Source organism: Tenacibaculum tangerinum (genome assembly GCF_029853675.1).
Taxonomy (GTDB): Bacteria; Bacteroidota; Bacteroidia; order Flavobacteriales; family Flavobacteriaceae; genus Polaribacter; species Polaribacter tangerinum_A.
In genome coordinates this window covers 645,245-661,354 of the sequence record NZ_CP122539.1, presented here as the reverse complement: position 1 = coordinate 661,354, position 16,110 = coordinate 645,245, and the positions used below count along the sequence as shown (strand labels likewise).

Below are 16,110 nucleotides of genomic sequence, written 5' to 3'. Positions count from 1 at the left end.
GGTTATCTAATAACTTGCTCTTTAGACATTTTATTAATTAGTAAAACAAAAATTATTAATAGTCCCATCGGAATCAACAAAAAATAAAAGGCACTGGCTCCTCCAATGTTTTCGAATAACTCACCTACTATTCTAGAACCAATGGTACCTCCGAAAGCAGAAAATATAATAATTAAACCCGACATTGGGGAATGTAAACTTTTAGGAAGGGAACTTAATACCGTTGAATTTAAAAGAGGGTAAATTGGTGCTATAAATAACCCTATTAGCGGTAAAATAAAGCCTAGCCACGGTACATTCGATAAGCTAGAAATCTCACCAATGACTTTAGCTTCGCCTTGCAATTGTGGTAAAATATACATTAAAATGCCTCCAGAAATCACGACACAAATCACGACCAAAAGTACCCAATTAACATACTTTGTTAAAAATCCTGCGATAAATCTTCCTAAGGCTAACGAAAGTGCTAATATACTGGCCATTTGTACACTTAATACTGAATTAAAATTGAATATTTTCTTATTGAACGTGGGCAACCATGTCATTATGCCCTGCTCTACCATTACAAATAGAAATGCAGAAATAATAAAAACCAATACCAATGGCACCACCATAAGTTTAATAGATTCCTCTATATCTTCCCTTAAGGTCGTACCAATAGGCTCTACTTCATACGGAATTTTAGAGAACAGCAAGAACAAAAAAGAGATGGCTATAAACCCACATAGCAAATAATACACATTAAGCCATGAATTTTCATCTTCTGAATAAAAAGCAGGAAAGAGAAAATAAGCCAAGGCAATTCCAATCATAAAAAAACCTTCGATGGAACTCATCATCGAGGCATGTTCTTTTTTAGAATCTGTTAAAATTCCAATGAGAGAATACACCGAAAGCTTTACTAATGCAAAGCTAACACCAATTGTTAAAAACAAAACTTTGGTATGTAAAAATGAATTTCCAAAAACCATCTGCGTGCAGCCAAGAAATACAATGACCAAGGCTGTGAGCATCGCTTTTTTATAACCGAAGCGTGGTAAGAAGGATGCTACTAGAAACGATACCAAAGCAATAGGTAAATCTTTAAACGCTTCTAAAACAGAAGCTTGAGATTCGGTGACTTTGTATACATCAATAGATTTTTCGATAACTATACCAACGCTATTCAATAAAATGGCAAATACAAAATAATTGAGGTAAATAGCTATTTTAGCACCTATATTTCTCATCTACTTAAATTATTAGGGTTAAAGTCTTCTGTACGACCTGAAAAATCAATAGTATCATTATCGCTAATTTCTAACGGCTCTTTAAGACGCAATGCTAACAGTGCTGCTATTACAAAAAATACACCACCAAAAATAATAGCGTTAATCGGGCTATCGTTTAATGTGTATTTTACAATGGGGCCAAAGCTCACAGTTTGTATGAGCATGGGAATAACTATCATCATATTAACAATACCCATGTAAACGCCTCTTCTTTCAGATGGTATAATTTTAGACACCATAGCGTAAGGTATGCCCATCATAGCTGCCCAACCTATACCGAGCAACACCATGGGCAACAAAAGAGCATATTCATTTTTTATATGAGGCATACTTAACATGGCTATTCCTGTTAAAAATAGGCTTATAACATATACTTTTTTAGAACCGTATTTTTTAGCAAATGGTACCAATGCCAACGCCACGATCATAGTAACAAAATTGTACGTACCATTCATTAAACCAACTTGTGCCAGCGCCTCATTGGCTGTAATGTTAGGTAAAGAACTTTTTAGCATAGGAGAAATAAATTGCCAATATACAAACAAGGCATACCACTGAAAGAAATAGACACCAGCTAATTTCCACATAAATCTTGGCATATCTTTTATGGCTTCTGCAGCTTCTATAAGTGGCATTAATAAGTCACCAAATTTTCTAATGAAATTAACCTCTGGATTATTTTTTATTAAGCGATATAGCAAAAACAACCAAGCAAAAGCAAAAACCAATATAATGATGGCCAAAAGATTGTAATTCTCAAACAAATAAGGAGCTAGTGAAGCTACACTAAAACCAAGCAAAATAGGAATAGATAGCACGACCAATAAAGCACTAAAAACCTGAATTAGTGGGTGTGGCTTTCCTTCGTTAAATTCCTTGATTTCTTGCAATTCTTCTTGAGATGGAGGTATTTCAGGAGTCTTTAAAACAGACCATAGCACCGTTGCCACAGATGCGAATGCACCTAAAAAGAAAGAATAATATACCCAATTAGGAATGGTATTCACAGCCTCTATACCTGATGTATCGCTGAACCATTTTTGAAAAACAAATAACGAAAAATTAGCGATAGTGATTCCCGCTCCTACAAATAGGCTTTGCATTTGGTAACCAAAAGTTAATTGTTTATCGGGTAATTTATCTCCAACAAAGGCTCGATAAGGTTCCATGGCTATATTGTTGGCTGCGTCCAATACCCAAAGCAAACCTACTGCAAACCATAGACTTGGACTGTAGGGAAAGGCAAACAAACACAAGCTTGCCAGAATGGCTCCTATTAAAAAAAACGGTTTTCTTCTTCCATATTTAGGTGACCATGTCTTATCTGAAATGGCTCCAATAATAGGTTGAATTAACAATCCGGTCACTGGACCTGCTAAGTTTAATAAGGGTAATTCATCGTGGTGAGCGCCAAGAAATTCAAAAATTGGATTTACTGCTGATTGTTGTAATCCAAAACTGAATTGAATTCCAAAAAAACCGACATTCATATTCCATATTTGCCAAAATGACAATCTCGGTTTTGTTAGTTTCATTTGTTTCGTTTTTGCGATATTAAAATAAGGTTAAAATATCGTCAGTCTATCTTGATGATTTTATAGAAAAAACTTGATGACGTATTTTAACCTTATCGTTGAATCTAGTTGTTTGTTATGTTTTTTTCTATTTTTCCATAATACTTATGGCAAATCCGCCTCCTGCGGCTAATTGTATATCTAATTTAGAGGTGTTGGTTACGTCTATTTTTTCAATTTCAAAAGCTTGTGGATTATCATCCCAGTGTGAATCGGGTGCATCTTTATAAATAATAGCTTCATAAGTTTTATCAGCTTCTAAAAAATCGAAGTTTACAGTCTGTTTTCTCGCATTGTCACCGGTAATACCTCCCACAAACCAATTTCCTGTTTTACGCTCTTTACGTGCAATAACAACGAAATCGCCTACTTCACCATCTAGTACTTTGGTTTGTTGCCAATCAACCCCAACATCTTTAATAAATTGAAGCATTGGATGTGTTTTACCATCTAACATATAATGTTCTGGCAAATCTGCCACCATTTGTATGGGGCTATAAATAACTACATAAAGTGCTAGCTGATGTGACAATGTGGTACTTACTTGATTGTTCTTTTTATACTCATCAAATTTTATATTGAATATTCCTGGGGTAAAATCTATTGGGCCAGCCAACATTCTGGTAAATGCTATTATTGGTAAATGTTCTGGTGGGTTACCCCCATCAGTACCCCAAGCGTTAAACTCTTGACCTCTTAAACCTTCACGAGAAATAGCATTAGGATAGGTTCTGCGCTTACCTGTTGCCTTAATAGGCTCGTGTGCATTTACGGCGACTTTCTTCTCTGCCGCTTTTTCCAATACTTTCTGATAGTGGTTTACCATCCATTGTCCGTGGTGATATTCTCCTTTTGGAATAATTTCACCAACATAACCTGTTTTTACTGAGTTCATACCATTATCTTTCATAAAAGTATACGCTTCATCCATTTGCTTTTCATAGGTTAATGGTGCTGCCGAAGTTTCATGGTGCATAATTACTTCTACACCTTTGTCTTTCGCATACGCCATAACTTCATCAAAATCGTAATCGGGATATGGTGTCATAAAATCAAAAAGCCCTTCTCTAATATCGCCATTGGCTCGCCATTTTTCCCATCCAGTGTTCCAACCTTCAACTAATAACCCTTTGAAACCATTTTCTGATGCAAAATCAATATATATCTTGGCATTTTCGGTCGTGGCACCATGTTTTGATCCGCTTTCTTTATCACCCATCCAAGTGCTCATATCTTGCGTTGCACTCATGTCCCAGGTAGATTTACCTATATGCATTTCCCACCAAATACCAACATATTTCATTGGGGTAAAATAACTTACATCGCCTATTTTATTAGGGTCGTTTAAGTTTACAATAAGTTTCGATTCTATTAAATCACCAGCACGTTCTGCAATTTGGATGCTTCGCCATGGTGTATTAAATGGTACTGTTAGTTTTGCCTTACCTCCTAATCGTTCTGAACCTACCAACTCACTTTGTAAAGCTAAATTTTCACGATCGACTTTTAAGGTCATTCCTGCGTAATTTGTTAGGTCGGCTTCGTGAAAACTTAAATACATACCATCATCTGTTTTCATGGTAACAGGTGTATTTACTGCGTTTTGTGGTATGTGCACTGCATGTAAGTCAGGATTATCTTTTAAGGAAATGGCATCTATTTTAGAAAGTTTTGTTGCATGGTATAAATGCTCGTAGAGATCCCAATCTCCAGGTTGCCACCATACATCATGATCGCCAGTTAAATTAAACTGAGTGTTTTCATCTGTTATTAAAACTTCTTTTAAGTTGGGTTGCTCAGGAAATTCGTATCTAAAACCTACACCGTCATCATACACTTTAAAATGAATGTTAAGCTGTCTTTTGGTTTGAGAAGTCTCTTCTAAGTTTACAACAAATTCGTTGTAATTATTTCTAACGGTAAGTTGTTCACCCCAAGGCATCTCCCAGTTTTCATCAACACTATTAGTAGATGTACCCACAATTTTAAAATCATCTTTCATCGCTGGCAAATCTTTAAATTCGAAACTCATAAATGATGAATCGATAATAGTTTTGTTTTTATAGTCAACCTTATACATGGGCTGACCAGAATTTGTAAGCGCAAATACTACTGAAATATTGGCATCTGGTGAGTTGACTGTAAAACTACTTTCTTGTTTTTGACAAGACATAAAAAACGGTACACTTGCAAAAAGTGTGACGTACATGAGTTGTTTTAATTTATTCATAATTGGTTTTTGTATTTTAAATTATTATTTAATTGAAAGTAGTACCGCTTGGTAAGCTTTCAATGTAACTTGTTTTTCTAAAATTGTTAAAACATCATAATTATTGATAAGGATTTCTTTGTTATTACTAATTTCTGATAATTCTATACTTGAATCATGATCTGTAAAATTTAATAGAACCAAGACTTTTACGTCATCTAAAGTTCTTGTAAAACAGTAAGTTTCGTCATTTTCTGCATCTAGTAATTGATAATCTCCATACACCAAAACTTCGTTTTCTTTTCTTAATTTGACCATTTTTCTAAAGTGATTCAATACACTATTAGGAGACTTTTCTTGGTTAGCAACATTAATTTCTTTGTAGTTATCATTTACTCGTTTCCAAGGCGTTCCTGTGGTAAAACCTGCATTTTCAGAGTCATCCCATTGCATGGGTGTACGTCCGTTTTCTCGAGAGTTATAATTTAACTGTTTCATAAATTCCTCCATATTATCACCTCTTGCCTTTGCCATTCCATATTCTCCTATTGCAGATACATCTACATATTCTTCTATCCTTGGCATATCTATATTGGTCATACCCAATTCATCTCCGTAATAGGTATAAGGTGTACCTCTCATACTTAGTAAAAACGTATTTAACATTTGGGTAGACACCCTTCGGTAAGCTGTACTGGGGTTTCCAAATCGGTTGACCAATCTAGAATTATCATGATTCGATAAAAAGATGGCTAACCATCCTTTTTCAGCAAAAGAGGTATCCCACTTTGTGAAAACAGTTTTGAAATCAGTCAATTTATAACCAGCTGTGGTTCTAGACATATCGACATATTCAAAATGGTAGGCGGTTTGCAATTCTTTTCTGTCTTCATCAACAAGGTCGTGCGCATCTTGTAGCGTACTTCCTGCTCCTTCGGCAACAGCAAAAATGTTATATGGTTCTATCACCTCTTTATACATTTCTTTAAGATAAGTATGTAATTGCGGGCGCATGCCATGCCATTTTATAAAATCTTTTTCATATCCTTCTGGAAATTCTGGATATGTAGTGTCTTTACTTGAAAATTGAAATGCATCTAAACGAAAGCCATCAACTCCTTTTTCAGCCCAAAATTTCATTATATCATACACTTCTTGACGTAACTTAGGGTTTTCCCAGTTTAAATCAGGTTGAGCTTGGGCAAACGTATGTAAATAGTATGAATTCGTCGCTTTATTGAAATGCCAACCACCTTCAGGGTCGAAAATACTATGTCTATGTGGCGGTTTTCCTTTTTCTGCCGGCCACCAGTGATAGTAATTATAATATTTGTTATCTCTAGAACTACTTGCCTGTTTGAACCATTCATGTTCGTTACTACTGTGATTTACAACGATATCTAAAACAAATTTGATTCCACGGGCTTGCATCTTTTCAATCATTTCCTTAAAATCATCCATGGTACCATACCTAGAATGAACTGCTTTATAATTGCTTACATCATATCCATTATCGACTAATGGAGATTCGAAAAAAGGGTTCATCCAAACCATTGTAATTCCTAAGGATTCGAGATAATCTAGTTTTTCAATAACACCTCTAAAATCACCAAAGCCATCACCATCGGAATCTTTAAAACTCTGTGGATATATTTGATATAAAACTCCTTCTTTCCACCATGTTTTTGAATCTTTTGATATATTCTCTTCTTTAAATTCCTCCATTTTTTTCCCTTTGTTTTTGCAGGCTGACGTAATTAAAATTATTAAAACAATCGCTATTAGTTTATCCATTTACTTGACTTACAGTGTTCGTCAATTGATCTACACCTCTACAATTTCTAGATAAATAAAATATTTAACAATTTTAGACACTAAAAAAGGATGATTTATCAATCGAAATCGTTTTCGATTTTTGAATATTTTTTAAGGCTTGTGATCTGAAATTTTTTCTAAATAAAATACCCAGATGCAAGCATACTGGGTATTGAAAAAAAATAGTTGCGTATTTCGAAGCAATCCTCTGTTAATTAAAAGCTTGGCTATTGCCTTGCAATTAAAACAAAACTAGATTTTCTAGGTTAATTCTTTAATGGCACATATATTTCTGCTTGCCAATCTAGTTCATTACCTCCCGAATGCGGATCATTTAAAAAAACTTCAATAGGTAAGGTTTTAATAGCTATATTTTTTCTATCGGCATAATCTAACAAGGTAAACCAGCCTCTATCTGATATTTTGTAGTTTCCGTTGAAAACTGTTTTTAAAGCTTTTGTTTGTTCAACAGTTTTAATTTTTATTAGTTTTGATTTTGGGTAACTTTTATCATTTGCGATTGGAAAGCAAAAATCAAATGTGATGAAATCTTTGTTCAAATCCCATTGTGTAACTTGAAGAAAAGGGTTACCAATACGTTCAATTTCGTTGTTTCTTAAATAGTCCATAACATCAATAGTATGGGCTATCATTAGTTTTGCTTTTTCATTCATCTTGCAACTCAAAGTAATGTATGCACAGGTTTGCTTAGTAAAAACAGCTTCTTCTACTAAAGACAACTTATATTCTGTATTATGTATTTTGAGTCCTTCTCTAATATGTTTTACTGTTGTAAGACTTCGTTTTACAAAATCTGTTTTAGAAAATGGAATCATCATTTTTTGATGCAAGCTATGTTTTACATCCTTTAATAGGGCAGTTACTTTTGTAATGGAATCTGATTTTCTTTCGATTAACCAATTAATAGTAATAATAGAATCTGAAACATTCAGTTGCTGAGTCAATTCTGAAAATGGAACTTTATAATTTGTAACCACTGCCTTTTTGTTTATTGGCTCCCAATTATTCCATCCCAAAAGAGTATTATAAACGATACCAGGTGCTTGATTTGTACTAAATGAAATTTTATAATCGTAGTCTTTCACAAAAAAGTACCAACCTATAACTATTAGAAATACTATTATGCTTCCTGATACAATAATTTTCTTCATACTTTCTATAATCTATGGCTTCATCTTGATTTTTTCGACAACTAATTCTCCTACATTTTTTCCTTGTTTGAATCCTTCTTCTATGGCTGCTTTGTAGTGAATACCTCCGTACAATCTACTAATTGCGGCTTCTTCTGCTGCTGCATTAAATGAGGTAAATGTTCTCTTGGGCAATCCAAATTGAACTTCTGTGTCATCAATAAATCTAAAATTATCTCCAAAAATTGATGTGAGTATTGCGGATGCAGACCCCGATACTACCGAATGTCCACTGGTATATTCTGGAAACGGTGGTGTTTGCAAGATTGGTTTCCATTTTTCATCAAGATGTTGATTAATCAAGGTTTCTGGTCTTATCAGATTACTTCTATACTTTTCATCCCAGCAGCTAATAAAGGCTTCAAAAATACCTATAGAGGTTTTTGTAAATGCATAAACAGTTTCGTTAAAATCAAAATTTTTATTTTTCGATGCTATCTTCGTAATACCAATCCAATGGGCACCTGGTGAAATCTTTTTTGTTGCAAACATTAAATGACCACGGGTAACCGACACAAATGGGTTACAATCCCAAAACTGAGCAATCTCTATTTCTTCACAATCATCTCCTTTTTTTGTGATATCTTGACTTACCGTATAAACCTCCATTAGCTCCTTGTGGAATTGCGAGCCCTCCTCTAAAGAAAACTGCGGAGGCGGAATTGGTTTAAACTGCGAAGCGGAATCTAAAACCATAGTTCTAATTTTGTTCCAATGCGGTTCAATTCCATCCATATATGCAGGTGGTGTTGGTTGCCAACGTGATGGGTCGTCGGTATCTACATTAAACTTATGCATTGTTCTAGTTTGGTTATAGTTATCCGAATCCATCCAATTTTTAATATGATCGGCAACTTTTAATCCATAGGCTTCTGAAGCTTTAAACTCCGCTTCATTTTTATCACTCCATACCCCGTACAAACTATCTCTTAAATGAATCATTTTATCTTCAGAAAAAATGAGGGCCTTACTTAGCTCCAGGTGAGCCACCAAAGCCGAAACTTTTAAATTTACGCTTGGGTTTTCTGTCTTTGGTATTGGGGTTAATCCGTTTAGTTGTTCAGATAAAGATGTATACGCTTCATTATTTTGAGCTATAATTTCAAAAGCAGCTATGTTGGGATATACATAAACCCGGCTTGCTACTGGAGGTGAAAAAACATCGTGAATCATGATTTCTGTAACCAAATCAACAGCATCAAAATAATTTAAGGGGGTTACTTCGATGGGCTCTTTTTTAGTGTTACAACTTTGTAATATTGCACATCCTGCAAGTATTACACATGCCTTATTTAATTTCATAAATTTGAACATCGTCATTATGTATTACAGCGATTAGGTATTGTTTGTTATTGAAGGTTACGGTTGTTAGTTTTGTAACAGCTTTGTTGAAAAAGTCTAACCCCAAAGTGTTTCCTAATTCAATTTCATTTTCGCTTGAAATGAGCGCTCCTAAAAAACCATCAAAACGACCGTGATATGGTTTTACCCCAAAATAATTTCCTGCACAAAGCACACGGTCTTTTCCTGATACAGTAATTTTGACAAAACTATTTATGGGGGCAACCTGTAACTGGTTACTATAGGGTTGAAAAGTAAACTTTCCGTTATTATTTTTTAAAATGCCTGAGGCCAACGTATGAACTTCAAAAACTTTCGCTTCATTCAAAACCGAGCTATCAAAAACCTGATTGATTGGTTTCCCTGCAAAATCTTTGTAAGCCGTAAATTTCTTTTTGGTTAAACTAACTAGCTGAGAACTTAATTCATCCAATCCTTCTAAGGTATAATATTTTCCTTCTTTTTCGGTAGCTAAAAGTGTTTCCGTTTTTGAATTTTTATCAAAATCGGCATAGTACATAAGCATTGGGAATTTTTCAGAGGCTTTAAACTTTGTGTTGGTTCCCCAATTACCGAGCATATAATCTAAATCACCATCATTATCTACATCAAAAGGAATAATAGCACGCCATAAACCGTTTAAATGAGTCGATAAATAATGGTTCGTTTTATCAATGAAATTACCGTTGTTATTCTCAAAAAACACGGGTGACATCCACTCACCAACTATGATTAAGTCTACTTGATTATCGCCATTAAAATCTGTCCAAACGGCATCTCTTACCATTCCTACCTTACCCAACGATTTTTTACTAAACGCAGCACCATCGTTCTGCAAAAGGTAACTTTCTGGAATCTTCCCAAAATCATTGGAGATACTTGCATTTCCTACAAACACATCCAAATCACCATCAACATCAAAGTCAACTGCTTTAATTATAGCGGTATCTTCATAGCCTTCAAGAATGTTTGTAGTTTCCAGCCCTGTTTCTGAAATGGTATATACGCTATTTTGAAGTGCTTTTGATTTGCCAAAAAACTCACCGCCTCCAGCTGCAATAAACAACTCATTTTTTTTATCGTTATTGAAGTCTGAAATGATAGCTGAGCTCTCTTCGACAAGGGCATTGCTTTGTAAATGTTCATCTTGATATTTCTCAAATCCAACGTTGTTTTGGAGGTATATTTCAGCGGGCACGTGTTTGCCATTGCCAAAAAACACATCGTGTTTTCCATCGTTATTTATATCGCCTAAAGCGATTGCTGGACCTCTATCAGAAATTTGATAAGGGATTAATTTATTGCGATTGGAATCGATATAATTATTATCGGTATGCCTATAATTGATACCTAAATTGTCTTCAACTTTTTTAAAAACTTGAGGTTTTTGATTTTTTAAAAGACTGTATTCATAAGGTTTTGCGTTTTCATACGAAACGGTCAAGTTTTGATTTGTATGTATGTTTTTTAGCGTTTGATATGTTTTATTTGGCCAAATTATTTTTATAGAGTCAATGGTTTTTAAACTATCCAATCCAAAATGCAACATAGGTTGCGAAGAAGACTGAAATCCGCGTTGCTGAAACAGTTCTTTGAATTGAATACCTCCCCTATTATATAGCTTAACTTTTGTACCTATACCAAAGCTATTGTTTTTTAGATAGTTGAATTGAATTTTTAGATAGTTTTTTTTAGTATTGGTATTGTTAATGTACACCGTTGCTGGCTCACCAATATTATTTGTTACCAAATCTAAATCGCCATCATTATCTAAATCTCCATAAGCCGAACCGGTAGAATATGACGCCTTTTCTGTAACCCAAGTTGCTGTTTGATTATTGAATTTTAAATCGATGCTTCCTTGGTAAAAGCCATTTTTCAATTTCCCATCGGGCATATAATTCAGGGCTTCTTTATCTATTAAATTGGTGGTTTCTATTTTCTTTTTAATTTGACTGTTTGAGATGTATTTGATATAGTCTAAATCGTTTGGACGTTTAGGAATTCCATTGGCGATAAACACATCTTGATTTCCATCCTGGTCATAATCTGCAATTAATGCGCTCCAGCTCCAATCTGTGGCAGCCATATTGCTTAAAAACCCTATTTCTGTGAAACTGTCGGCTCCTTGATTTATCTGAACCATGTTTCTGGCATATTGATAATAGTAACCAAATTGTTTGGTGCGTAAGTTTTGCAATTGAATGTTATCATCTCCAGCCGATGATTTTAAAACCTTTTCATCGTCGGGAAGCATATCTAAGGTTATTAAATCGGTATATCCATCGTTATTGATATCGGCCGCATCGTTACCCATTGAAAATTTGCTAACATGCCCAAAATAATCTTTTAAAGATTCTGAAAATGTACCATTACCATTATTCAAATAGTAATAATCGTCTTCATGAAAATCGTTACTTACATAAATATCTGGATATCCATCTTGGTTAAAATCTGAAATCGCTAATCCTAATCCATAACCATTTGCTCCACCAAAAACACCTGCACTTTCACTAACATCAACAAACTTATTGTTATCATTCCTCAATAGTTTATCACCACTTTCATAAGTTCTATGGGTTCTTACACTCGCTTTACCAAAAGATTCTTCGGTATGAATGGCATGGTTTAGTAAGTACAAATCTAAATCGCCATCTAAATCATAATCGAAAAACGTAGCAGAGGAGCTATAATTATCAAAATCCAATCCAAATTCTTCTGCTCGTTCGGTAAAGGTAAGATCTCCATTATTTATAAAGAGTTCATTTTTACCAACAAATCCATTGGTTCCAGTTACAGCGCATACATATATATCGAGCAAACCATCGCCATTTACATCGGCCATAGTTACTCCTGTACTCCAATCATTTTCACCACCAATCTTAGCTTTTTCAGTAATATCTTCAAATTCAAGGTTTCCTTTGTTTAAATACAGTCTATTCTGGTTTTGGTTTGATGTAAAAAATATATCAGGAAGTTCATCATTGTTTATATCGCCAATAGCTACACCACCACCATTATAATAATACAAGTAATCTAATATATTTTGACCAACAGTATCTTTTAAGCTATTGTTAAAATGGATTCCAGAGTCTTGGGGTGATAAGACAGAAAATAACTTTTTTGGCTCTGTATTACAACTCAAAAGAATTATTGAAAAAATGATATATACTATGAATTTATTCATTGTTTATTCTAAATATTCTTGGCTGTTCACTATTAATACCAACGATTAAACCCGTGCCCTGTTTTGTTTTTATAATTGAAATATTTTTGACTTCACCTTTGACAAAAAAACCAGAGTCTTCATAAGCTACCCAATCGAACATACCGCTGCCGTCACCTAACAATAAACTGCCATAATTGGCGTCTAATCTGGCATATTGGGGTTTAAAGTTGTATTGGTTGCCTCCTAAAACTAAATCTAAATTCGAATCATTATTTGCATCTAATACCGCAATAGCTTCTACACTTGAAAACTGTACTTGATTGGGTAGAGGTAGTATTTTAAAATCGCCTGATGTATTATTTAATGCGACAACTGATTGAGAAGTAGTAACCTCCCTAACAATAGACTGCGCAATGATTTCTTCAGAAAACAATTCTTCAATAGATTTTGTAGCGTATTCTGAAAATTTTAAGTTTTTCTTTTTTAATGAAACTATTTGTGCGGTGAGTTCGTGTTTGGTAATAATTGGTACATTCTTGCCATCAATGGTTTCGGTTAAAATTTGTTCGATGGTACCATTATTGTCAAAATCGTTAATAAATACTTTTATTGGTTTTTCCTTTGAAGGCTTATAGGGCAAATTCAAACCATTATTACCCAAAATCAAATCAGGCAATCCATCATGATTAACATCGACAACTTTTACGGCATTCCACCACCCTTTAAACTCACTTAAATTAGTACTGAGTTCGATTAACTGTTTGCTATTGTTTTTAAAAACTCGTGGGCTTCCCCAGTCTTCTGTTAGAATCAAATCTTTTTTTCCATCACCGTCAAAATCATGCCAACTTGCATCTGTTACCATGCCTATGCTATTAAAAGCATAGGCTCTATTTTTGGTAACATCTTTAAAACCGCCTTCGCCATCATTCTCCAATAATTGGTGTTTAGCATTAATGCCGTAAATAGCTGGAACACTTCTACTTCCTACAAAAACATCGATATCTCCATCGTTATCAAAATCACAGGGGGTAATGACTGATGCATTGTGAAATGTCGCCTGAATAGTCTTATTGGCAATACTAAAATATCCTTTGCCATTATTAAGATACAATCTAGTTTTGTAGTTTTTTTCATCCTGTGTCTCATTTCCTCCTGTTCCCACCATAAGGTCTAAATCACCATCATTATCAGCATCAAAAAAAGCCGAAGCAGTATCTTCAAGGTCTTTGTCCTTTTCAAACCCTTGTGATTTTGAAATCACAAAATCTCCAGAGTTTGTTTGAAAAAATAGTTTGCTTTCCTGTCCTTTTGCGCCTCCAATAAAAACATCGTCTAGCCCATCACCATTAACGTCAGCAACCGATATCGTTGGTCCTTCTTTAGACATCATTTGCGGTATTAAGCCTTCATAATTAAAATCGTTATGACGATTTTCTTTATGCGATTCTAAATTGGTATCTATCTCAGAAAAAATTGTGTTGTTGTTGTTGTTTGAAATTGTTAACTTTTGTAAAGCGTCTTCTTGTTTAAAAATATACTTCTTATCTGAAAGGATACCTGTTAGTGTTTGAAAAGAATCATCTGGCCATATAACCTGAATGGAGTCTATTTTTTTCGTCCCTATTCCAATAGTTTGGAGATAATCAACGGATGATTGAAATCCTCTAGAAGGAATAACTTCTTGAAGAATGATTTCTTTATTTGAGAACAGTTTTATTTTGCTTCCTATAGCATTGCTATTTGGCGATTTTCCTTTTAATTGGATTTTAATATAATTATTTTCGGTTAGGGTCTCAGCATTGTTTCTGTAAACCAGTGCTTGTTGATTTACATTATTAATAACTAAATCTAAATCACCATCATTATCTAAATCACCATAAGCTGCACCATTTGAAAAGGTTGGCTTATCAAAGCCCCATGATGTGGTCACGTTGCTAAACGCTAAGTTTCCCGAATTTTTAAATGCATAATTGGTTATTGGGTTGCTGGGCATTTTATTTATAATGTTTGAAACTTCCTCTTTTTTTCCTGTTAATACCATATTTTGGATAATATCATTTGCAAAAAAGGTCATAAAGTCTTGATTGGTTAAATCATGGTATATACCATTGCAAACATAGATATCTTTATAGCCGTCGTTGTCCATATCGAACAAGAGTGCTCCCCAACTCCAATCGGTTTTAGCGACACCACTAAAATTAGCTATTTCTGCCATGTGATTATCTCCTAGATTTAGCTGTAAACTATTTTGCATGTACTGATGGTCAAAGTCTAACCCTAGCTTTCTTTGATACACATCATAAGTTTCAAATTGGGTAGTTTCTTTAACCCTTTTATTGTGCTCAGGCAACATATCTGTTACGAACACATCTGGATTTCCATCATTATTGATGTCTGCCATATCGGCTCCCATTGAGGATTGGCTAATGTGTGCTGTCCAATCTTTTATTGACTCTTTAAAGGTTCCATCTTGGTTATTTATATATAAATAATCATGCTCATAAAAATCATTTGAAACATAAATATCTAGGTAACTATCGTTATTAATATCACCTACTGTTACCCCCAATCCAAAACCAATTAAACTACCAAAAATTCCTGCTTCTTCACTTACGTCAACAAATTTTCCATTATCGTTACGCAGTAACTTATCGCCTCCTCCCTTCAGTAAATTTGGCACATCCCAATCTTTAGCTCGAAGCTCCCTTTTGTTAGCATAGTTTAACGAGCTTACGGGGATGAAACTATTGTTGAGGATGTAAACATCCAAATCACCGTCTTTATCATAATCAAAAAAGGCGGCATGAGTTGTTAAACCATTTTCAGCTAAATTGTATGCAGCTGCCTTTTCAGTAAACGTTAGGTCGCCATTATTTATAAAAAGCTCATTCTTTAGATTGTCTCCTTTAACGTTCCCAGCATTACACACATAAATATCTAACAAGCCGTCATTATTAATATCTACTAGTACTACACCTGTTGACCATAGATTTTTACCCCCTATATTTGCTTTTTTAGAAATATCTTCAAATTCAAAATTCCCTTTATTAAGATATAATTTATTAGGGCCTTGATTGGCTGTAAAGAATATATCTGGCAAGCTATCATTATTAATATCTCCTATTGCTACCCCTCCACCGTTATAAAAATTACGATAGGTAAAAATGTTTAACTCTTTTTGATTTTCTATGGCATTGTTGAAGTTAATACCCGTTTGACTTTCGTCTAATTTTGTAAAGAGCTTGTTCTTTTCTTTAACTGAAACAGAATTAGTACAGGAAAATATAGATAGTGCTATAATAAGGTATATAAAGGGATTTTTTAATTCCATAATAATAAAAGGGCTCTAAGTTGTTTCTAATTTCAAGAAGATAATCAAAGATTTGATTTACAGATAATTACATTGAAATTTTTAAATATTTTTTCTGAATACCCAGTATGCTTGTATCAGAGTAGTTTATTATCATCTTAAATTTAATCAATAATTTTAAAAAACGAGAATTTTTTATCTCTCTTT

8 protein-coding genes are annotated in these 16,110 nt (G+C 34.1%); all 8 read right to left on the bottom strand.

Going from position 1 to position 16,110, the window contains the following annotated elements; translation table 11 throughout:
• Positions 1-2: 2 nt before the first annotated feature.
• Complete coding sequence (locus tag P8625_RS02720) at positions 3-1,229, bottom strand: MFS transporter (RefSeq protein ID WP_279651967.1); 1,227 nt, start codon at positions 1,227-1,229, stop codon at positions 3-5.
• Entirely contained in the window at positions 1,226-2,806 is a 1,581-nt protein-coding gene (locus P8625_RS02715) for an MFS transporter (RefSeq protein ID WP_279651966.1), read from the bottom strand. The genes P8625_RS02720 and P8625_RS02715 overlap by 4 nt, the downstream gene beginning before the upstream one ends.
• Before the next feature lie 127 nt (positions 2,807-2,933).
• Positions 2,934-5,075, bottom strand: coding sequence for a glycoside hydrolase family 97 protein (locus P8625_RS02710; RefSeq protein ID WP_279651965.1), 2,142 nt, complete (start codon positions 5,073-5,075; stop codon positions 2,934-2,936).
• A 24-nt stretch (positions 5,076-5,099) separates the two neighbouring features.
• The gene (locus P8625_RS02705) at positions 5,100-6,848 is read right to left on the bottom strand and encodes a glycoside hydrolase family 13 protein (protein ID WP_279651964.1); all 1,749 of its coding nucleotides are present in this window, start codon (positions 6,846-6,848) and stop codon (positions 5,100-5,102) included.
• 287 nt (positions 6,849-7,135) lie between these two features.
• Positions 7,136-8,041, bottom strand: a complete 906-nt coding sequence (locus tag P8625_RS02700) for a hypothetical protein (RefSeq protein ID WP_279651963.1) — start codon at positions 8,039-8,041, stop codon at positions 7,136-7,138.
• 12 nt (positions 8,042-8,053) lie between these two features.
• Positions 8,054-9,382 carry a vanadium-dependent haloperoxidase gene (locus P8625_RS02695; protein WP_279651962.1) on the bottom strand — a complete coding sequence of 443 codons (1,329 nt, stop codon included), beginning with the start codon at positions 9,380-9,382 and terminating at the stop codon, positions 8,054-8,056.
• On the bottom strand, positions 9,369-12,608 hold the full coding sequence (locus P8625_RS02690) for a VCBS repeat-containing protein (protein ID WP_279651961.1): 3,240 nt from the start codon (positions 12,606-12,608) through the stop codon (positions 9,369-9,371). Before P8625_RS02690 ends, P8625_RS02695 begins: the two co-directional genes overlap by 14 nt.
• Positions 12,601-15,924, bottom strand: coding sequence for a VCBS repeat-containing protein (locus tag P8625_RS02685; RefSeq protein WP_279651960.1), 3,324 nt, complete (start codon positions 15,922-15,924; stop codon positions 12,601-12,603). The genes P8625_RS02690 and P8625_RS02685 overlap by 8 nt, the downstream gene beginning before the upstream one ends.
• Between the last annotated feature and the right edge of the window lie 186 nt (positions 15,925-16,110).

Coding starts and splice junctions, on each gene's coding strand:
- P8625_RS02710 (WP_279651965.1), bottom strand. CDS start 5,075: ATGAATAAATTAAAACAACTCATGTACGTCACACTTTTTGCAAGTGTA.
- P8625_RS02715 (WP_279651966.1), bottom strand. CDS start 2,806: ATGAAACTAACAAAACCGAGATTGTCATTTTGGCAAATATGGAATATG.
- P8625_RS02720 (WP_279651967.1), bottom strand. CDS start 1,229: ATGAGAAATATAGGTGCTAAAATAGCTATTTACCTCAATTATTTTGTA.
- P8625_RS02690 (WP_279651961.1), bottom strand. CDS start 12,608: ATGAATAAATTCATAGTATATATCATTTTTTCAATAATTCTTTTGAGT.
- P8625_RS02705 (WP_279651964.1), bottom strand. CDS start 6,848: ATGGATAAACTAATAGCGATTGTTTTAATAATTTTAATTACGTCAGCC.
- P8625_RS02695 (WP_279651962.1), bottom strand. CDS start 9,382: ATGAAATTAAATAAGGCATGTGTAATACTTGCAGGATGTGCAATATTA.
- P8625_RS02685 (WP_279651960.1), bottom strand. CDS start 15,924: ATGGAATTAAAAAATCCCTTTATATACCTTATTATAGCACTATCTATA.
- P8625_RS02700 (WP_279651963.1), bottom strand. CDS start 8,041: ATGAAGAAAATTATTGTATCAGGAAGCATAATAGTATTTCTAATAGTT.